This window comes from Streptomyces sp. NPDC058246 (genome assembly GCF_042881985.1).
Lineage (GTDB): Bacteria > Actinomycetota > Actinomycetes > Streptomycetales > Streptomycetaceae > Streptomyces.
This window is the reverse complement of sequence record NZ_JBHVWZ010000044.1, coordinates 8,235-25,980: the sequence shown is the minus strand read 5'-3', so window position 1 is coordinate 25,980 and position 17,746 is coordinate 8,235. Positions and strand designations below refer to the sequence as shown.

Annotated in this window: 20 protein-coding genes; 7 read left to right on the top strand and 13 right to left on the bottom strand. The window is 69.5% G+C overall.

Translation table 11 applies throughout. The features are described from left to right. The first annotated feature begins 78 nt into the window (after positions 1–78). Both ACFVXA_RS37695 and ACFVXA_RS37690 read left to right on the top strand, forming a co-directional pair. Positions 79–582 (top strand): hypothetical protein, encoded by a 504-nt coding sequence (locus ACFVXA_RS37695; protein WP_390028505.1) that lies wholly within the window; start codon positions 79–81, stop codon positions 580–582. 591 nt (positions 583–1,173) lie between these two features. Next, complete coding sequence (locus ACFVXA_RS37690; RefSeq protein WP_362030625.1) at positions 1,174–1,863, top strand: DUF4389 domain-containing protein; 690 nt, start codon at positions 1,174–1,176, stop codon at positions 1,861–1,863. Between the two features lie 239 nt (positions 1,864–2,102). On the opposite strand, the gene dapD is transcribed toward ACFVXA_RS37690, so the two are convergent. The 3 genes from dapD to ACFVXA_RS37675 all read right to left on the bottom strand — a co-directional run bounded on the left by dapD (position 2,103) and on the right by ACFVXA_RS37675 (position 4,056). After that, positions 2,103–3,092 (bottom strand): 2,3,4,5-tetrahydropyridine-2,6-dicarboxylate N-succinyltransferase, encoded by a 990-nt coding sequence (gene dapD / locus ACFVXA_RS37685; RefSeq protein ID WP_362030627.1) that lies wholly within the window; start codon positions 3,090–3,092, stop codon positions 2,103–2,105. Positions 3,093–3,164: 72 nt separating this feature from the next. Next, entirely contained in the window at positions 3,165–3,701 is a 537-nt protein-coding gene (locus ACFVXA_RS37680; protein WP_390028503.1) for a TetR/AcrR family transcriptional regulator, read from the bottom strand. Positions 3,702–3,735: 34 nt separating this feature from the next. After that, positions 3,736–4,056, bottom strand: coding sequence for a multidrug efflux SMR transporter (locus ACFVXA_RS37675; RefSeq protein WP_362030631.1), 321 nt, complete (start codon positions 4,054–4,056; stop codon positions 3,736–3,738). 147 nt (positions 4,057–4,203) lie between these two features. Between ACFVXA_RS37675 and ACFVXA_RS37670 the strand changes: the two genes are divergently transcribed. Continuing rightward, the gene (locus ACFVXA_RS37670; RefSeq protein ID WP_389470890.1) at positions 4,204–5,298 is read left to right on the top strand and encodes an oxidoreductase; all 1,095 of its coding nucleotides are present in this window, start codon (positions 4,204–4,206) and stop codon (positions 5,296–5,298) included. 127 nt (positions 5,299–5,425) lie between these two features. Here ACFVXA_RS37670 and ACFVXA_RS37665 read toward each other — a convergent pair whose 3' ends face one another. The 8 genes from ACFVXA_RS37665 to ACFVXA_RS37630 form a co-directional block, all read right to left on the bottom strand. Beyond that, positions 5,426–5,764, bottom strand: coding sequence for a metal-sulfur cluster assembly factor (locus ACFVXA_RS37665; RefSeq protein WP_362030635.1), 339 nt, complete (start codon positions 5,762–5,764; stop codon positions 5,426–5,428). Continuing rightward, positions 5,761–6,225, bottom strand: a complete 465-nt coding sequence (gene sufU, locus ACFVXA_RS37660; protein ID WP_362030637.1) for a Fe-S cluster assembly sulfur transfer protein SufU — start codon at positions 6,223–6,225, stop codon at positions 5,761–5,763. The genes ACFVXA_RS37665 and sufU overlap by 4 nt, the downstream gene beginning before the upstream one ends. A 15-nt stretch (positions 6,226–6,240) precedes the next feature. After that, positions 6,241–7,497: a cysteine desulfurase gene (locus ACFVXA_RS37655; protein WP_362030639.1), complete on the bottom strand. Its 1,257-nt coding sequence runs from the start codon at positions 7,495–7,497 to the stop codon at positions 6,241–6,243. Continuing rightward, a complete protein-coding gene (gene sufC, locus ACFVXA_RS37650) occupies positions 7,494–8,279 on the bottom strand; it encodes a Fe-S cluster assembly ATPase SufC (RefSeq protein WP_390028502.1) in 786 nt (261 codons plus the stop codon). The genes ACFVXA_RS37655 and sufC overlap by 4 nt, the downstream gene beginning before the upstream one ends. Positions 8,280–8,286: 7 nt before the next feature. After that, complete coding sequence (locus ACFVXA_RS37645) at positions 8,287–8,625, bottom strand: non-heme iron oxygenase ferredoxin subunit (protein WP_362030643.1); 339 nt, start codon at positions 8,623–8,625, stop codon at positions 8,287–8,289. After that, on the bottom strand, positions 8,625–9,806 hold the full coding sequence (sufD, locus tag ACFVXA_RS37640; protein ID WP_362030645.1) for a Fe-S cluster assembly protein SufD: 1,182 nt from the start codon (positions 9,804–9,806) through the stop codon (positions 8,625–8,627). Before sufD ends, ACFVXA_RS37645 begins: the two co-directional genes overlap by 1 nt. Positions 9,807–9,896: 90 nt before the next feature. Continuing rightward, positions 9,897–11,321 (bottom strand): Fe-S cluster assembly protein SufB, encoded by a 1,425-nt coding sequence (gene sufB, locus ACFVXA_RS37635; protein WP_362030647.1) that lies wholly within the window; start codon positions 11,319–11,321, stop codon positions 9,897–9,899. Next, the gene (locus ACFVXA_RS37630) at positions 11,318–12,061 is read right to left on the bottom strand and encodes an ArsR family transcriptional regulator (RefSeq protein ID WP_362030649.1); all 744 of its coding nucleotides are present in this window, start codon (positions 12,059–12,061) and stop codon (positions 11,318–11,320) included. The genes sufB and ACFVXA_RS37630 overlap by 4 nt, the downstream gene beginning before the upstream one ends. 161 nt (positions 12,062–12,222) lie before the next feature. Between ACFVXA_RS37630 and ACFVXA_RS37625 the strand changes: the two genes are divergently transcribed. Genes ACFVXA_RS37625 through ACFVXA_RS37610 form a run of 4 tightly spaced genes read left to right on the top strand, consistent with a single transcriptional unit; the run spans position 12,223 to position 15,814 of the window. Next, entirely contained in the window at positions 12,223–13,059 is an 837-nt protein-coding gene (locus ACFVXA_RS37625; RefSeq protein ID WP_390028500.1) for an aminoglycoside N(3)-acetyltransferase, read from the top strand. Positions 13,060–13,070: 11 nt separating this feature from the next. Then, the gene (locus ACFVXA_RS37620) at positions 13,071–13,994 is read left to right on the top strand and encodes an ABC transporter ATP-binding protein (RefSeq protein ID WP_362030653.1); all 924 of its coding nucleotides are present in this window, start codon (positions 13,071–13,073) and stop codon (positions 13,992–13,994) included. 53 nt (positions 13,995–14,047) lie between these two features. Next, positions 14,048–14,764 (top strand): ABC transporter permease, encoded by a 717-nt coding sequence (locus ACFVXA_RS37615; protein WP_390028523.1) that lies wholly within the window; start codon positions 14,048–14,050, stop codon positions 14,762–14,764. 42 nt (positions 14,765–14,806) lie between these two features. After that, the gene (locus ACFVXA_RS37610; RefSeq protein ID WP_362030655.1) at positions 14,807–15,814 is read left to right on the top strand and encodes a COX15/CtaA family protein; all 1,008 of its coding nucleotides are present in this window, start codon (positions 14,807–14,809) and stop codon (positions 15,812–15,814) included. A gap of 46 nt (positions 15,815–15,860) precedes the next feature. Here the strand turns inward: ACFVXA_RS37610 and ACFVXA_RS37605 are convergent, their stop codons facing one another. Further along, positions 15,861–16,967, bottom strand: coding sequence for an amidohydrolase family protein (locus ACFVXA_RS37605; protein ID WP_390028499.1), 1,107 nt, complete (start codon positions 16,965–16,967; stop codon positions 15,861–15,863). Positions 16,968–17,240: 273 nt separating this feature from the next. After that, positions 17,241–17,597: a hypothetical protein gene (locus ACFVXA_RS37600; protein WP_384024422.1), complete on the bottom strand. Its 357-nt coding sequence runs from the start codon at positions 17,595–17,597 to the stop codon at positions 17,241–17,243. Positions 17,598–17,746: the final 149 nt, after the last annotated feature.

Here is a 17,746-nt window from a genome sequence, read left to right as displayed (position 1 = left end):
CCTGGTGACGCCCCCGGCCACCCGCCGCTATGTCCCCAGGCCAATAATTCTTCTCCCGGCCTCCCTTACCGTGGCCGTGTGAGCCGACCTCTGCTCTTCCTCGACGTCGACGGCCCCCTCAACCCGTACGCGGCCCAGCCCGAGCGGCGGCCCGAGGGCTATACGACGATCCGGGTGGCCTTCACCCCCGGCAGGCCTCTACGCGTCTGGCTCCACCCCGATCACGGCCGCGCCCTCCTCGACCTCGACTACGACCTGTGCTGGGCCACCACCTGGATGGACGAGGCGAACCGCTGGATCGCCCCGGTCATCGGCCTTCCCGACCTGCCGTACGTCGACTTCGCGGGCGCCCTGTTCGCCAGTCGCCCGGACGGGGTCCACTGGAAGACGGAGCGGATCGTCGCATACGCGCAGGGCCGCCCCTTCGCCTGGGTGGACGACGAACAGAGCCCGGCCGACGACACGTACGTCACCACCCACCACCCCGCCCCCGCGCTGCTCCACCACGTCAGCCCCCGACTCGGCCTGCGCGAACCCGACTTCACGGCACTGGCGGAGTTCGCCGCGACGCTGCGCCCATAGCGAAGCGCCCTCCCGCGACAGCGGTAACTCACGCAGGCCTGTCAGGTGCGGATTTCAGGGTTCACGGACTTTCCGACTCGGCGGTTGTGGCGTCGGCGCAGCAGTTCCCAGGGAGGTATTGCTGCTGCGCAGGAGACGGCCATGCTTCTGAGAATTCTCAGGGTGGGTGCGGGTCCAGCCACGGAGATTTCCGGCTTGCGCCAGAACAGCGGTACCGAATGGCACCGTCCTGAGCCTCACGAGAATCTGCGGAATTTCAGATCCAGGGAAACCGGCTGGAGAGCATCACGTCATGCGACGCATTGTCGTGGCTTGACAGCTCGACATCGGTGACTGGCCAGGTCGAGCGCGCATACACGCTGGTGACCGCCGGCCCTCCGCACCGCCTATCGGGCTCACTGCCATCCGTCAAGTCACGTGCTTTCTTGCCACGCAATCCAGCGGCATGACGCGATGCCATTGCCGGGGCCTAATTGAGATACGGCTCACAGAGAGCGAGTGGCCCGCCCGCATCGTCCGGAGCAGTTCTGAAGATGCGATTTCCGGGACACATTTCCACTACCTGTACGAGAAAGAAAGGATGTGGCAGCAATGTTTCCCACTTCCGCTCATCCCCTATGCGTCGAAGCAACGCTGGATCCCCGGCTCACCCGATGGAAGTGGCTGGTGAAGTGGATCCTCGCCATCCCGCACTACGTCGTCCTCTTCTTCTTGCAGATTGCGTTCCTGCTGCTGAGCATCGTCGCGTTCTTCAGCATCCTCATCACCGGCAGCTACCCCCGACCGCTCTTCGATTTCAATGTCGGCGTCATGCGCTGGAGTACGCGCGTCAATTACTACGCCTCCTCGGTGCTCGGCACCGACAAGTATCCGCCGTTCACCCTGAAAGACGTGCCCGACTATCCGATCCGCGTCGATGTCACCTATCCCACGCGGCTGTCCCGCGGGCTGGTCCTGGTGAAGTGGCTGCTGGTCATCCCGCAGTTGCTGGTGATCACGATATTGATCACGAGCGGCTGGAGCGGATACCGCTACCTCGATCACTACAGTCCGTTCTCCTCCGGGCTCATCGGTCTGCTCTCTCTGATCGCGGTGGTGATCCTGATGTTCACGGGGCGCTACCCACGGGGTCTGTTCGACTTCCTCATGGGCCTGGTGCGCTGGACGCTGCGGGTGCTCGTCTACCTGTACCTCATGACCGACAAGTACCCGCCGTTCCGGCTGGACATGGGGGGCAGCGAGCCCATGGCAGGAGCGGTACAGCCGGCGGGCGGCGGGTAAGGATCTCCGTCGCCGACCGGGAGGGAACGAGTGCGGGACGGTCGTGACGGACCGTCCCGCGAGCGCGTGGCCGCGCCGCGGTCGAGACGTCCCTCACGACCGAGCGCCCTCCCGGGCCGTCCAGGGGCCGCCGTGGAAGGGCGCTCGATGGTGACCGACGCCGACAACAACTGCCGACAGCTCAGCAGCAGTTCAGAACGATGATCGAGCAGGCGGCCGCAGGTCACGGCCGCCGGAGATCAGTTGTGACTGTGCAGAATCTCGTTGAGGCCACCCCATACCGCGTTGTTCGGCCGCGCCTCGACGGAACCGGTGACCGAGTTACGGCGGAAGAGGATGTTCGAGGCCCCGGACAGCTCACGGGCCTTGACGATCTGTCCGTCGGGCATGGTCACGCGGGTGCCCGCGGTGACGTACAGCCCGGCCTCGACCACGCACTCGTCGCCGAGGGCGATACCGACACCCGCCTCGGCGCCGACGAGGCAGCGCTCGCCGATGGTGATGCGGACGTTGCCGCCGCCGGACAGGGTGCCCATGGTGGAGGCGCCGCCGCCGATGTCGGAACCGTCGCCGACCACGACGCCGGCCGAGATACGGCCCTCGACCATCGAGGTGCCGAGGGTGCCCGCGTTGAAGTTCACGAAGCCCTCGTGCATGACGGTCGTGCCCTCGGCGAGGTGCGCGCCGAGGCGGACCCGGTCGGCGTCGGCGATACGGACGCCCTTCGGCGCGACGTAGTCCGTCATGCGCGGGAACTTGTCGATGGACGTCACGGCCAGGTGCAGGCCCTCCGCCCGGGCGTTCAGGCGCACCTTCTCCACGTCGTCCACCGCCACCGGGCCGAGCGAGGTCCAGGCGACGTTGGCGAGGTGGCCGAAAATCCCGTCCAGGCTCTGGCCGTGCGGCTTGACCAGACGGTGCGAGAGCAGGTGCAGCCGCAGGTAGGTGTCGTGCGCGTCGAGCGGCTTGTCGTCCAGGGAGGCGATGACCGTACGGACCGCGACCACTTCGACGCCACGGCGGGCGTCCGGGCCGATGGCCTTCGCCGCGCCCGCACCGAGCAGCTCCACGGCCCGCTCGGCGGACAGCCGCTCGGTACCGGCCGGGCCGGGCTCGGCGGACAGTTCGGGAGCGGGGAACCAGGTGTCGAGAACAGTGCCGTCGGCCGTGAGGGTGGCGAGCCCGGCGGCGACGGCGCCGGTGGTGCGAGTAGCAGTCGTGTCGGTCATGGGGAAAACCTAACTTGGCGGGGGCCGCCCGGGCGAACCGGTACGCGGATGTCTCACGTGCCGGGCGCGGGCTCAGGGGATCATCCGAGCCAGCACCTCCCGCGCGTACTCCTCGTCGTACGAAGCGTCGGTGAGCAACACCTGCAGACAGATGCCGTCCATGACCGCGACGAGCGCCCGCGCGGTGACCGGATCCGTGCGGCGGGACAGCAGTTCGGCGAGATTCTCGGCCCACTCACCGGCGACGGGCCGCAGGGCGGGCCGGCGCAGGGCGGCGAGGTAGAGCTCGTACTCCAGCTCCACGCCCGTGCGGTCGCCGGCGAGCCACTCGCCCATCCAGCCGGCGAGTTCCCCGGCCAGGCCGGTCCGCGGATCCTCCAGACCGCCGCGCGCGGCGATCACCTTGGCGAAGCCCTCGTTGGCCTGCCGCAGCGCGGCGACCATCAGCTCGTCAAGTGTCTTGAAGTGGTACGTGGTGGAGCCGAGCGGCACATCGGCCTCGGCGGCGACGGAGCGATGGCTCAGCCCGGCGAGGCCCTTGGAGCCCACGACGCGGATCGCCGCGTCGATGATCCGCTGCCGCCGCTCGGGGTCGTACCTGCGGGCCATCAGAGCGCACCCCCGGGGCGAGAGTCCGGCGCCATCAGTGGGCACCGCCCAGGTTCAGCAGCACGACCCCGCCGATGATCAGCGCGATCCCGGCGGCCTTCGCGACGTTGAGCCCCTCACCGAGGAACACCATGCCGATCGCCGCGATGACGGCGGTGCCGACGCCGGCCCAGATCGCGTAGGCCGTGCCGACCGAGACGGTCTTCAGGGTCTGGGCGAGCAGCGTGAAGGCAATGACGTATCCGAGGAGGGTCACGAGGGACGGCCACAGCCTGCTGAAGCCGGCGCTGTACTTCATGGCGGTGGTGGCGGCCACCTCCGCGGCGATGGCTCCCGCGAGCAGTACGTATCCCATGCGTACGAGAGTACATATCGATGCGTACGCCCGTACACAGAGCGCGTCGGCAAACCCGTAGGCAGCGCTCGGCGCACCGGATATCGTTCGCGATCACGGTTGGAGGCCAAAGTCACCGGTCTCCCGGAGCATCGGAGCGCAAGAGGGATGTCGGACAGATCGGGGTGGGGATCTTCGGGGCCGTACGGCGGGCCGCCGGGCGGCTGGGGCTGGGCGCCCGCGCCACCTCCGCCCAAGCCGGGTGTCATACCCCTGGCGCCGCTGGGGGTGGACACGGTTTTCGGCGGCGCCTTCGTCACGATGCGCCGGTACGCCAAGCCCCTGTTCGGGCTCGCCCTCCTGGTCAACCTCGCGCTGGCCGTCCTGGTGGCGGCCGCTGCTGCCGTCGCGTACGTCGCCGTGAGCGATCATCTGCACGCGATCCAGGACACGCCCCGTGACCCGCGGTGGGCCGACTTCCGGCCGGTCCTGCTCGCGTTCGGCGGCGTCTGGCTCTTCGCGGCCGTGGGTCTGACGGCCGCGAGCGCCTTCGTCCAGGCCTCGTGCGCGGCGACCCTGCACGACGCGGTGCTCGGCCGGCGGGCCACTCTCCGGCAGATCTGGCGACGGACCTGGCCGCGCACCCCGTCGGTGCTCTGCGTGACGCTGCTGCTCGGTCTGATCCTGATGATCCCGCTGCTGCTGTTCGTCGCGACGATCGTCTCTCTCTTCCTGGCCATGGTCCTGGGCAGCGATCTGGCGTACGGCGTCTTCTTCCTGCTCATGCTGACGGCCCTGCCGCTGGCCGCATGGCTGTGGGTCCTGTTCGGCTTCGCGCCGGCCGCCGCGGTGCTGGAGACGGCGCGGCCCGTGGAGGCGCTGCGGCGCTCGGTGCGGCTGGTGCGGGGCGCGTGGTGGCGCACCTTCGGCATCACCCTGCTCGGCGGTCTTACGACGCTGGTCCTGTCGCTCGTGATCCGGCTGCCGCTGACGTTCATGACGCCGTCCCCACGGCCGTACGACCCCTCGTCGCCGACGGCCCCGGACGCGGCGGACGTCTTGGCGCAGAGCCTGCCCCACGCGGGCGCCTATCTGGCGCTCTCGGTGGCCGGAAGTCTCGTCACCCAGCTGTTCACCATGGTGTTCCTGCCGCTGATCTCGGCCCTGCTCTACATCGACCAGCGCATCCGCAGAGAGGGGCTCGCGGACGTGCTGCTGCGGGCGGCGCAATCCTCGGGGGCGTCAGGCTCAGTCCACGAGTGACTTGTCGGGGCGCGGCAGGCGGACCTCGCCACCCCGCCCCGCGCAAGTAAGGAACCAACCGGAGCGAGGCCGGGAAAAGCCGTGGCCCCCGGCGCGCTGCCGGGGGCCACACTCGTGCACAGGGGACTCAGACGTTGAACCCGAGCGCCCGAAGCTGCTCGCGCCCGTCGTCCGTGATCTTGTCCGGGCCCCACGGCGGCATCCAGACCCAGTTGATGCGCAGTTCGTTGACGAGGCCGTCCGTGGCGGACTTGGCCTGGTCCTCGATGACGTCGGTGAGCGGGCAGGCCGCGGACGTCAGGGTCATGTCGATCGTCGCGATGTTCGCGTCGTCGATGTGGATGCCGTAGATCAGGCCGAGGTTGACGACATCGATGCCCAGCTCGGGGTCGACGACGTCGTAGAGCGCCTCGCGGACTTCTTCCTCCGAGGCCGGCTTCGTCGTCAAGGTCTCGTTCTCGCTCATGCCGTCTTCCTCTCGGCGCTCTCGCCCAGGGCCTGGGCGGTCGCGTCCTTCCACGCCATCCAGCTCAGGAGGGCGCACTTGACCCGGGCCGGGTACTTGGAGACACCGGCGAACGCGACCGCGTCCTCCAGCACCTCCTCCATGGCGTCGTCGGGTTCGATCCTGCCCTTGGACTGCATCAGCTCCAGGAAGGTCTCCTGGACCTTCTGCGCCTCGGACACGTCCTTGCCGACCAGGAGCTCGTTCAGCACGGAGGCCGAGGCCTGGCTGATCGAGCAGCCCTGGCCCTCGTACGAGATGTCCGCGATCCGCTCGCCGTCGTACTTCACGCGCAGCGTGATCTCGTCGCCGCACGTCGGGTTGACGTGGTGCACCTCGGCGTCGCCATCCCGCAAGCCCCGCCCGTGCGGGTGCTTGTAGTGGTCCAGGATGACTTCCTGGTACATCGAATCAAGCTTCACGTCTCAGCCAGCCCCTCAGCCGAAGAAGTTCCGGACGTGCTCCAAGCCGTCGACCAACGCGTCGATCTCGGCCGGCGTGGAGTACAGATAGAACGACGCTCGCGTGGTCGCAGGAATTCCGTACCGCAGGCAGACCGGGCGGGCGCAGTGGTGTCCGACCCGGACCGCGATGCCCTGCTCGTCCAGGACCTGGCCCACGTCGTGCGGGTGGATGTCACCCAGCGTGAACGAGATCGCCGCGCCGCGGTCCTCGGCCGTCGTCGGGCCGATGATCCGCAGGTCGGGGACCTCCGCGAGCCGCTTCACCGCGTACTCGGTGAGCGCGTGCTCGTGGGCGAGGATCTTGTCCATGCCGATCGAGGAGAGATAGTCGATCGCCGCGCCCAGACCGACCGCCTGCGCGATCGGCGGGGTGCCCGCCTCGAACTTGTGGGGCGCCGGGGCGTACGTCGACGAGTGCATCGACACTGTCTCGATCATCTCGCCACCACCGAGGAACGGCGGCAGGTCCTCGAGGAGCTCCTGGCGGCCCCAGAGAACGCCGATGCCCGTCGGGCCGCACATCTTGTGGCCGGTGAAGGCCACGAAGTCGGCCTGGAGGGCCTGGACGTCGAGGGGCATGTGAGGTGCCGCCTGCGAGGCGTCGATCAGGACCAGGGCGCCGACCTCCTGGGCGCGGCGCACTATCGCCTCGACCGGGTTGACGGTGCCCAGGATGTTCGACACCAGCACGAAGGAGACGATCTTCGTCTTCTCCGTGATGATCTCGTTGATGTTGGAGAGGTCGAGGCGGCCGTCGTCGGTCAGGCCGAACCACTTCAGCTTCGCGCCCGTGCGCTGCGACAGCAGCTGCCACGGGACGATGTTGGAGTGGTGCTCCATCTCCGTGATGACGATCTCGGTCTCGTGGTCCACCCGGTAGGGCTCGTCGGCCCAGCCGAGCATGTTGGCCACGAGGTTGAGCGACTCTGAGGCGTTCTTGGTGAAGATCACCTCGTCGCGGCTGGGCGCGTTGATGAACGCGGCGACCTTGTCGCGCGCGCCCTCGTACAGCGCCGTAGCCTCCTCGGCGAGCACATGCACACCGCGGTGGACGTTGGCGTTGTAGCGCTCGTAGTACTCGTTCAGGGCGTCCAGCACCTGGCGCGGCTTCTGCGAAGTCGCCGCGTTGTCCAGGTACACGAGCTTCTTACCGTCGTGGACCTGGCGGTCCAGGATGGGGAAGTCCTTACGGATCGCCTCGGTGTCGAGGAGGCCCGGCAACTGCGTCACGCGGATACGCCACCCTTCGTGTCGACTTCGTCGTGCTTCGCATAAGCCTCGTAGCCCTCGTTCTCGAGCTTGTCGGCGAGCTCGGCGCCGCCGGACTCCACGATCCGGCCGGCGGAGAAGACGTGGACGAAGTCGGGCTTGATGTAGCGCAGGATGCGCGTGTAGTGCGTGATGAGCAGGGTGCCCACCTCGCCGGTCTCGCGGACTCGGTTGACACCCTCGGAGACGATGCGCAGGGCGTCGACGTCCAGGCCGGAGTCGGTCTCGTCGAGGATCGCGACCTTCGGCTTGAGGAGCTCCAGCTGGAGGATCTCGTGGCGCTTCTTCTCGCCGCCGGAGAAGCCCTCGTTCACATTGCGCTCGGCGAAGGCGGGGTCCATGTTGAGGCGCTCCATGGCCTCCTTGACCTCCTTCACCCAGGTGCGCAGCTTGGGGGCCTCGCCGCGGATGGCCATGGCGGACGTCCGCAGGAAGTTGGAGACCGAGACGCCGGGGACCTCGACCGGGTACTGCATCGCCAGGAACAGGCCCGCGCGGGCGCGCTCGTCGACGGTCATCTCCAGGACGTCCTCGCCGTCCAGGGTGACGGTGCCGCCGGTGATCGTGTACTTGGGGTGGCCCGCGAGCGAGTAGGCGAGGGTCGACTTGCCGGAGCCGTTGGGGCCCATGATGGCGTGCGTCTCGCCCTGCTTCACGGTGAGGTCGACGCCCTTGAGGATCTCCTTCGTGGCGTTGTCGGCCTCGACGGTGACGTGCAGGTCGTGGATTTCAAGCGTTGCCATGGGTTCCTCAGGACTCCTGGGTGAGGGAGACGAGCACGTCGTCCCCTTCGATCTTTACGGGGTATACGGGGACGGGGCGCGTCGCGGGAAGACCGGACGGCTTGCCGGTGCGGAGGTCGAACGCGGAGCCGTGCAGCCAGCACTCGATCTGACAGTCCTCCACCTCGCCCTCGGAGAGCGAGACGTTCGCGTGCGAGCAGATGTCGTTGATCGCGAACACCTCCCCCTCGGTCTTCACGATGGAGACCGGCGTGCCGTCGAGTTCCACCCGCTTCGGGGTGTCCTCCTCCAGCTCGCTCAGCCCACAGGCCCTCTTGTATTGAGCACTGTCGAAGGTGCTGGCCATCAGACCGACGCCTCCAGCTCCTCGTCGATCTTCACGAGAAGGCGCTCTTCGATGTCGTCGACACCGATCTGCTGCACCAGCTCGGCGAAGAAGCCGCGGACCACCAGACGGCGGGCCTCGTCGGCCGGGATGCCCCGGGCCATCAGGTAGAAGAGCTGTTCGTCGTCGAAGCGGCCGGTCGCGGAGGCGTGTCCGGCGCCGACGATCTCGCCGGTCTCGATCTCCAGGTTCGGCACGGAGTCGACCCGGGCGCCGTCGGTCAGCACCAGGTTGCGGTTCATCTCGTACGTGTCCGTGCCCTCGGCCTTGGCCTCGATGAGCACGTCGCCGATCCACACCGCGTGCGCGCCGTCGCCCTGGAGCGCGCCCTTGTAGGCGACGTTCGACTTGCAGTGCGGGGTGTTGTGGTCGACCAGGAGGCGGTGCTCCTGGTGCTGACCGGCGTCCGTGAAGTACAGACCGAAGAGCTCGGCCTCGCCGCCGGTCCCTGCGTAGGCGACGCGCGGGTGCAGGCGCACGAGGTCGCCGCCGAAGGTCACCACGAACGACTTGAAGGTGGCGTCGCGGCCGATCAGCGCGTTGTGCTGGCCGACGTGCACGGCCTTGTCGTCCCAGTCCTGGACGGAGACGACGGTGAGCTTCGCGCCGTCGCCCAGGAGGTAGTCGACGTTGGCGGCGAGCACGGCGTCACCGGTGTGGTCGATGACGACGACGGCCTCGGCGAAGGCTCCGAGCTCGACGACCTGGTGGCCGTAGGCGACCCCGCCCTCGCCGTGCACGGCGATGCGGATCGGCTCGGTGAGCACCGTCTCCTTGGGGACGGTGACGACACCGGCCTTCTCGAACGCCGAGTACGCCTGGGCGGCGATGCGGTCCACCGGGATGCCGGCCCTGCCGAGCCGGGCGTCGTCGCGGCCGACGGTCTCCACGAGGACGCCCTCGGGCGCCTCGATGTCGACCTTCACGCCGTCGCCGGTGGCGACCGCGGTGCCGTCGTGCAGCCCGCGCAGGCGCTCCAGCGGGGTGAACCGCCACTCCTCCTCTCGGCCGTGGGGGACGGGGAAGTCCGCCACGTCGAAGGACGGGGGCGCGCTCATGCGCGTGGCGACGGTCGACTCGGCGGCCACCGCGATCTGGCCGGCGGTGGTGGACCCCACCGGAATGTTCTGAGCCTCAGCCATGGCTGTCGGTCTGCTCTCTTTCCTACGTCAGGCGGTGAATCAGGGGGTGACCCCGGATTCCCGGTGCTAGCTGTTCCGGACGGCGGGGTCTTAGCCGACCGCGCCTTCCATCTGCAGCTCGATCAGCCGGTTGAGCTCAAGGGCGTACTCCATGGGCAGCTCCTTGGCGATCGGCTCGACGAAGCCGCGCACGATCATCGCCATCGCCTCGAACTCGGTCATGCCGCGGCTCATCAGGTAGAAGAGCTGGTCGTCGCTGACCTTGGAGACGGTCGCCTCGTGGCCCATGGACACGTCGTCCTCGCGGACGTCGACGTACGGGTAGGTGTCGGAGCGGGAGATGGTGTCGACGAGCAGCGCGTCGCACAGCACGTTCGACTTCGAGCCGTGGGCACCCTCGCCGATCTCGACCAGACCGCGGTAGGAGGTGCGGCCGCCACCACGGGCGACGGACTTCGACACGATGTTCGACGAGGTGTTCGGCGCCATGTGGACCATCTTGGAGCCGGCGTCCTGGTGCTGGCCCTCGCCCGCGAAGGCGATGGACAGGGTCTCGCCCTTGGCGTGCTCGCCCATCAGGTAGACGGCCGGGTACTTCATGGTGACCTTGGAGCCGATGTTGCCGTCGATCCACTCCATGGTCGCGCCCTCGTACGCCACGGCGCGCTTGGTGACCAGGTTGTAGACGTTGTTCGACCAGTTCTGGATGGTCGTGTAGCGGCAGCGGGCGCCCTTCTTCACGATGATCTCGACGACCGCGGAGTGCAGGGAGTCCGACTTGTAGATCGGGGCCGTACAGCCCTCGACGTAGTGGACGTAGGCGTCCTCGTCGACGATGATCAGCGTCCGCTCGAACTGGCCCATGTTCTCCGTGTTGATGCGGAAGTAGGCCTGGAGCGGGATCTCGACGTGCACGCCCTTCGGCACGTAGATGAAGGAGCCGCCGGACCACACGGCCGTGTTCAGCGACGCGAACTTGTTGTCGCCGACCGGGATGACGGTGCCGAAGTACTCCTTGAAGAGCTCCGGGTGCTCCTTGAGAGCGGTGTCGGTGTCCAGGAAGATGACGCCCTGCTCCTCCAGGTCCTCGCGGATCTGGTGGTAGACGACCTCGGACTCGTACTGGGCCGCGACACCGGCGACGAGGCGCTGCTTCTCCGCCTCCGGGATGCCGAGCTTGTCGTACGTGTTCTTGATGTCCTCGGGCAGGTCCTCCCAGGACTCCGCCTGCTTCTCCGTGGAGCGCACGAAGTACTTGATGTTGTCGAAGTCGATGCCCGACAGGTCCGAGCCCCAGTTCGGCATGGGCTTCTTCTCGAACAGGCGCAGGCCCTTGAGACGGAGCTTGGTCATCCACTCCGGCTCGTTCTTCTTGGCCGAGATGTCGCGGACGACGTCCTCGCTGATGCCACGCTTGGCAGAGGCACCAGCCACGTCGGAGTCGGCCCAGCCGTATTCGTACGTACCCAGACCCTCGAGCTCGGGGTGGGCAGTCTCCTCGATGGGGAGCGTCATGCGGGGTTCCTCCCGGCGGTGCTTGCAGATGCGTTATCGGTGGTCTTGGAAATCTTGGGGATGAACGTGGTGCATACGCCGTCGCCGTGGGCGATGGTCGCCAGCCGCTGGACATGGGTGCCGAGCAGCTGCGAGAAGATCTCGGTCTCCGCCTCGCACAGCTGCGGGAACTGCTCGGCGACATGGGCGACCGGGCAGTGGTGCTGGCAGAGCTGCTCGCCGACCGGTGCGCTACGCGCCGTAGCAGCGTACCCGTCCACGCTCAGGGCCTTGGCCAGTGCTTCGGTGCGGTCCTCGGGGGCGGCGGCCTCGATGGCCTCGCGGTACGCACGGGCCTGTGCGGCGATCCTGGCGCGGGCGAAGGCGACGACGGCCGCTTCCCCGCCCTCGCGCTCGGCGATCCAGCGCAGGGCGTCCGCGGCGAGCTTGTCGTAGGACTGGTCGAAGGCGTCGCGGCCGCAGTCGGTCAGGGCGAACACCTTCGCGGGACGGCCGCGCGTGCGCGCTCCGTAGACCCGCTGCTCGCGTGCTTCCACGACGTCGTCGGCGACGAGCGCGTCGAGGTGACGGCGCACGGCGGCCTGGGTCAGTCCCAGGCGGCCCGCGAGATCGGCCACGGTCGACGGGCCGTGGTCCAGGATGGACCGCGCGACCCGGTTGCGTGTCGAGCGCTCCCCGGTCGCGAGTTCCTCCTGCGGGGCCCCCGTGGGGGTCTCCCGAGCCTCGCGAACGTTTTTCACAACGCCATTGTTGCGTAATTCCTCAAGACCTGACAAGCCGCGTCCTGAGGGGTGGACGGTGCCGTGCATCACTTAGGCAAACCTAAGGTGACCTGCGGAAACGATCTTTGATCGATCAATTCGGTGGCGCGCCCGCGGGCTCTCGGGGAGACTGCCGAACCATGCCGACACCCCCTCCGACCGGCCCACTCGTCACCAGGGGCACCGTTTCAGCGCACCTTCTCGAGCTGGGCGTACGCCCAGGGGAGACGCTTCTTGTGCACTCCTCGCTCAGCTCCCTCGGATGGGTCAACGGCGGCCCGGTCGCCGTCGTCCAGGGACTGCTGGACGCGCTCGGTCCCGAGGGCACCCTGGTGGTCCCCACCCAGTCCGGCGACCTCTCCGATCCGGCCCTGTGGAGCAGGCCTCCCGTGCCCGAGGAGTGGTGGCCGACCATTCGGGCGACGATGCCCCCGTACGACCCCCGCCTGACGCCCTCGCGCGGGGTCGGCGTGATCCCGGAGACCGTACGCGGCTGGCCCGGCGCCCTGCGCAGCGCGCACCCGGAGACCTCGTTCGCGGCGCTCGGCCCGCGCGCGGCGGCGATCGTCGAGGGCCACGCGCCCGACTGCCGGCTCGGCGAGCGCAGCCCGCTGGCCCGTCTGGAGGCCGACGGCGCCCGGGTCCTGCTGCTCGGCGCGGGTTACGCCACCTGCACCAGCTTCCACCTGGCCGAATACCGCATACCGTCACCCGTGGTGGAGGTCGGGCGGCCGTCCCCCACGGGCTGGGAGCTGGTCCCGGAGGTGTCGATCACCTCCGAGCGCTTCGACGAGCTGGGCGCCGATTTCGAACGGGACCGTCCCGTCGTACGGGGCACGGTGGGCGCGGCCGACGCCCGGCTGTTCCCGGTGGCCGACGCGGTGGCGTACGCGGAGCGCTGGCTGGCACTGCACCGGCCACGGCACCTGTACGTGGATGCGGCCCCCGGCGCCCCGGGCCCGCGGCGGCGTCCTTAGACTTGCGCCTCATGCGAAGCGAGCCCGTGGTCCAGGTCCAGGCCCTGGTGAAGCGGTACGGCACGAAGACCGCGGTGAACGGCCTCGACCTGGTGGCCGGGGCGGGCATCACCGCCGTACTCGGCCCCAATGGCGCGGGCAAGACGACCACCGTCGAGACCTGCGAGGGGTACCGGAGTCCGGACTCCGGCACGGTGCGCGTCCTGGGCCTCGACCCGGTCAGACAGTCCGGGGAACTGCACGCCCGGATCGGCGTGATGCTCCAGTCCGGAGGCGTCTACTCCGGCGCCCGCGCCGACGAGATGCTCCGGCATGTCGCGAAGCTCCACGCCCACCCCCTGGACGTGGACGCGCTCATCGAACGGCTCGGCCTAGACAGCTGCGGCCGTACGGCCTACCGGCGCCTGTCCGGCGGCCAGCAGCAGCGGCTCGCCCTGGCGATGGCCGTGGTCGGCCGCCCCGAGCTGGTCTTCCTCGACGAACCGACCGCCGGACTCGACCCACAGGCCCGTCGCGCCACCTGGGACCTGGTCCGCGATCTGCGCGCCGACGGTGTCTCCGTCATCCTCACCACGCACTACATGGACGAGGCCGAGCAGCTCGCCGACGACGTCGCGATCATCGACGCGGGCAAGGTCATCGCCCAGGGCTCGCCCGAGGAGCTGTGCCGCGGCGGTGCCGAGAACACCCTGCGCTTCACCGGCCGCCCCGGGCTGGACGTGGGGTCCCTGCTGAAGGCCCTCCCGGCCGACTGCACGGCGGCCGAACTGACGCCGGGCGCCTACCGGGTGGGCGGCAAGGTCGACCCGCAGCTGCTGGCGACGGTCACCTCCTGGTGCGCGCAGCACGGTGTGATGCCGGAGAAGATCTCGGTCGAACGGCACACCCTCGAAGACGTCTTTCTGGAGCTGACCGGCAAGGAGCTGCGTTCGTGACCACCATCGCCGGCACTTACACCCCGAAGCCGGGTGCGGCCCCGCTCCCGCGCATGATCGGTGCCCAGGCCGTCCTCGAGACGAAGATGCTGCTGCGCAACGGCGAGCAGCTCCTGCTGACGGTCGTCATCCCGACCCTGCTGCTGGTGCTGTTCAGCTCGGTCGACATCGTCGACACGGGCAAGGGCAAGGCCGTCGACTTCCTGGCCCCCGGCATCCTCGCGCTCGCCGTGCTGTCGACGGCGTTCACCGGCCAGGCGATCGCCACGGGCTTCGAGCGCCGGTACGGGGTCCTGAAGCGACTGGCGGCCTCGCCGCTCCCGCGCTGGGGCCTGATGACCGCGAAGACGGTGTCGGTCCTGGTCACCGAGGTCCTCCAGGTGATCCTGCTGACCGTGATCGCCTTCGCGCTGGGCTGGTCACCGCACGGCAACCCGCTGGCGGTGCTGCTGTTGCTGGTCCTGGGGACCGCGGCGTTCTCGGGCCTCGGCCTGCTGATGGCGGGCACCCTGAAGGCGGAGGCGACGCTGGCCGCCGCCAATCTCGTCTTCCTGCTGCTCCTGGTCGGCGGCGGCGTGATCGTCCCGCTGGACAAGTTCCCCTCCGGCGCGCAGGACGTCCTCGGCCTGCTGCCCGTCTCGGCCCTCTCCGACGGCCTGCGGGACGTACTCCAGCACGGCGCCGGGATGCCGTGGGCGGACCTCGGGATCCTGGCCGTGTGGGCGGTGCTCGGCCTCGGGGCCGCCGCCCGATTCTTCCGGTGGGAGTAGAGACCTCCCCCTCGTGAAGGCGTGCACAAGCGGCCCCCTACGATGGGGCGCGTGCCAAACGTGACCCGAGCCGACGCCCTCAGCGCGGTGCGCAACCCGCTCGCCTTCATCGCCGAACGCTGGACCCCGACCCCTCGCACGGTGCGGCGCGCGGCGCTCGCCGCCCTCGTCATGGCGGTCGTCATCGTGGTCACCGGCGGAGCCGTGCGCCTGACCGGCTCGGGGCTCGGCTGCCCGACCTGGCCCAAGTGCACCGACGACTCGCTCACCACGACCGGCGCGATGGGCATCCATGGCGTCATCGAGTTCTCCAACCGGATGCTGACCTACGTGCTGTGCGCCGCGGTCGGCTGGGCGATCATCGCGGCGCGCTCGCAGAAGCCGTGGCGACGCGGCCTCACCCGGCTGGGCTGGGCCCAGTTCTGGATCGTCATGAGCAACGCGATCCTCGGTGGCATCGTCGTCCTGGTCGGCCTCAACCCGTACACGGTCGCCGCGCACTTCCTGCTCTCCACGGCGCTCATCACGGTCGCGGCGCTCATGTGGCAGCGCACTCGCGAGGGCGACGCACCACCGCGGCCGCTCGTCGGCACCTCGGTGCAGCAGCTCGTGTGGTTCCTGGTCGTCGCCGCCGTCCTGCTGATCGCGGCCGGCACGGTCGTCACCGGCGCGGGCCCGCACGCGGGCGACTCCAGCGAGGTCAACCGGATCCCCATCAGCTGGGAGACGGTCGCCAAGCTGCACGCCGTTCTGGCCTGGATCGTGGTGACGCTGACCTTCGCCCTGTGGTTCGTCCTCAAGGCGGTCGACGCCCCCAAGGGCCCCCTGCACCGCACCCGCGACCTCTTCCTGGTGCTCCTCTCCCAGGGCGTCATCGGCTACGTCCAGTACTTCACGGATCTCCCCGAGATCCTGGTCGGCCTCCACATGCTCGGCTCCTGCCTGGTGTGGATCGCGGTCCTGCGGGTCCTGCTGGCGCTGCGCGAACGCCCGGACGCCGTGGCGGATCTGCCGGGTCCCGCGACGGAATCGCGGCTCACGCGCGCGTGAGCCCTTCGTACCCGGGCCAGGGCCTGGGTACAGGGTCGAGCGGGCCTCACTCCACCCCGTAGACCCGGCGCGCGTTCCCGGACGCGATGAGCCCCGCCACCCGCTGCGCGTCGGCCAGCGACCAGGCACCCTCGGCCACCCAGGTACCGAGCACCCGTGCCAGCGCCTCGCGGAACAGGCGTGCGCCGACCACATGGAGTTCCGGCAGGCCATGTGCCCCGCTGGAGAAGAGGAGCTTGCCGAAGGGGGCCAGTTCCAGGACCTCGGAGAGGACGGCCGCCGCGCGTGCCCCGGTGCGCACCAGGGCGGCGCCCAGGTCGGCGTAGACGTGCGGGAAGACCCCGGCGAGATGGGCCACGTGCCGGTGGTACGGGTAGCCGTACAGCAGGACGAGGTCGGTGCCGAGTCCGGCCGTGGCACGGGCGAAGCCGGTGAGCAGGACCGGGTCGGTGCGGTCGATGCGCAGGCCGGGCTCGCCGAGTCCGGCGTGGAGTTGCAGCGGCAGCCCCGAGGCGACCGCGATCCACAGCAGATGCCGCAGGAGGACGGGGTCGCTGAGCGGCCCGCCCACCCGGCGCCCCGCCAGCCAGCGGCCCGCCGCGCCGCGCACCTCCCCCGGCCCGGGCGGCTCGGGCGCGAGTGCCAGACCGTGTCGTACGCCCGCCACGGAGGTGAAGGCCACGGCGTTCGCGGCCGCTCCGTGGACGGACTCGGCGAGATTGGCGAGAAAGGACTCGACGGTGCCGGAGGTGTCGGCGACCTGTTCGGCCAGCAGCTCCAGGCGGACGATCTCGTGCGCGTCGGCGCCCCCCGTGGAGGCCATCTCGCCGGGCCCGGTCAGATCGCCGGGCAGTCCGGTGTCGACCAGATACGTCGTGATCCCGGTGCCCCGCAGCAGTCTGCGGCCCGATTCCAGTACGCCGAGTTCACGCCGCCGGGCCAGATAGCGGGCGGGCGGACAGTGCGGCTCCAGACCCAACAGCGGCGGACACCAACGGCGTACGGCGAAACCGGTCTGCGTGTCGAAGAAGGTGGTGCCGGGGGCCGGTGGGCCCTCGGTTCTGGCGAGGTGGGCCTCGAAGGTGCCGAGGCCCAGCTCCGTCCTCAGTACGCCGTGGCAGTACTGGTCCACGAGGGACGGCGTTTCGATCATCCGGACTCCCCGCGTAGACGCTGCGCTGCTCACAGGTCCTAACGGGTGAACCGGGTCTCAGGTGTTGCTTGCGCACACCCCGTGCGAAGACGCCCCGCTGTTTTTTGCGGTTCGGGGGGTGCGGGGGGGGTGCGGGTCGTTCTGAGTGCGGGGGCCGTCCTCGGCCGGTCGCGCCCACGCGGCGGAGCCGCATGTCGACAAAGGCCCCGCGCCCACCCCGCGCCCTTTACGGAGCGCGCCCGACGAGGCGCGATCCCCGATGCCCCGACGCCCTCAGCCGTTGCTCGGGCCACCCAGCTGGATCCCGGCCATGCGCTTCCACTCGTACGGGCCCGTCTTCACCTTGGCCGCGAACTCGCCGTCGAACGCCTCGTGAACAGTGATGCCGGACTTCTTGACGGCCTCCTCGGCGATCGCGTACGTGGGCGCCACGAGGTCGCCCCAGCCGCCGTCCTCGCCGACGAGCACGATGCGGGCGCCCTTCTGCCCGATGTACGCGACCTGGGCCTCGGCCCCGCCGTGCGCCGTGGAGAAGGCGGAGATCCGCTGGGCGAGCTTGGCCGCCTTGCGCTCGGCCTTGGCGTCCTGGGAGGCGCCGGTGGTCTCGTCAACCTGCTGGGTGTCTGCCATGGCCAGGATGCTACCGACGAGTAGATCAAACGGCGACGGGCGGGGGGGGGGGGGGGGGCGCCCCCCCCCCCCCCCCCCCCCCCCCCCCCCCCCCGGGTGGGCCCGGAAGGGGGCCCCCCCCCCCCCCCCCACCACCAAGTGGTGATATA

Coding starts and splice junctions, on each gene's coding strand:
- sufB (WP_362030647.1), bottom strand. CDS start 11,321: ATGACGCTCCCCATCGAGGAGACTGCCCACCCCGAGCTCGAGGGTCTG.
- ACFVXA_RS37690 (WP_362030625.1), top strand. CDS start 1,174: ATGTTTCCCACTTCCGCTCATCCCCTATGCGTCGAAGCAACGCTGGAT.
- ACFVXA_RS37610 (WP_362030655.1), top strand. CDS start 14,807: ATGGGGCGCGTGCCAAACGTGACCCGAGCCGACGCCCTCAGCGCGGTG.
- ACFVXA_RS37675 (WP_362030631.1), bottom strand. CDS start 4,056: ATGGGATACGTACTGCTCGCGGGAGCCATCGCCGCGGAGGTGGCCGCC.
- sufC (WP_390028502.1), bottom strand. CDS start 8,279: ATGGCAACGCTTGAAATCCACGACCTGCACGTCACCGTCGAGGCCGAC.
- ACFVXA_RS37615 (WP_390028523.1), top strand. CDS start 14,048: ATGATCGGTGCCCAGGCCGTCCTCGAGACGAAGATGCTGCTGCGCAAC.
- ACFVXA_RS37620 (WP_362030653.1), top strand. CDS start 13,071: ATGCGAAGCGAGCCCGTGGTCCAGGTCCAGGCCCTGGTGAAGCGGTAC.
- ACFVXA_RS37645 (WP_362030643.1), bottom strand. CDS start 8,625: ATGGCCAGCACCTTCGACAGTGCTCAATACAAGAGGGCCTGTGGGCTG.
- ACFVXA_RS37665 (WP_362030635.1), bottom strand. CDS start 5,764: ATGAGCGAGAACGAGACCTTGACGACGAAGCCGGCCTCGGAGGAAGAA.
- ACFVXA_RS37600 (WP_384024422.1), bottom strand. CDS start 17,597: ATGGCAGACACCCAGCAGGTTGACGAGACCACCGGCGCCTCCCAGGAC.
- ACFVXA_RS37680 (WP_390028503.1), bottom strand. CDS start 3,701: ATGGCCCGCAGGTACGACCCCGAGCGGCGGCAGCGGATCATCGACGCG.
- ACFVXA_RS37605 (WP_390028499.1), bottom strand. CDS start 16,967: ATGATCGAAACGCCGTCCCTCGTGGACCAGTACTGCCACGGCGTACTG.
- sufD (WP_362030645.1), bottom strand. CDS start 9,806: ATGGCTGAGGCTCAGAACATTCCGGTGGGGTCCACCACCGCCGGCCAG.
- dapD (WP_362030627.1), bottom strand. CDS start 3,092: ATGACCGACACGACTGCTACTCGCACCACCGGCGCCGTCGCCGCCGGG.
- ACFVXA_RS37670 (WP_389470890.1), top strand. CDS start 4,204: ATGTCGGACAGATCGGGGTGGGGATCTTCGGGGCCGTACGGCGGGCCG.
- ACFVXA_RS37625 (WP_390028500.1), top strand. CDS start 12,223: ATGCCGACACCCCCTCCGACCGGCCCACTCGTCACCAGGGGCACCGTT.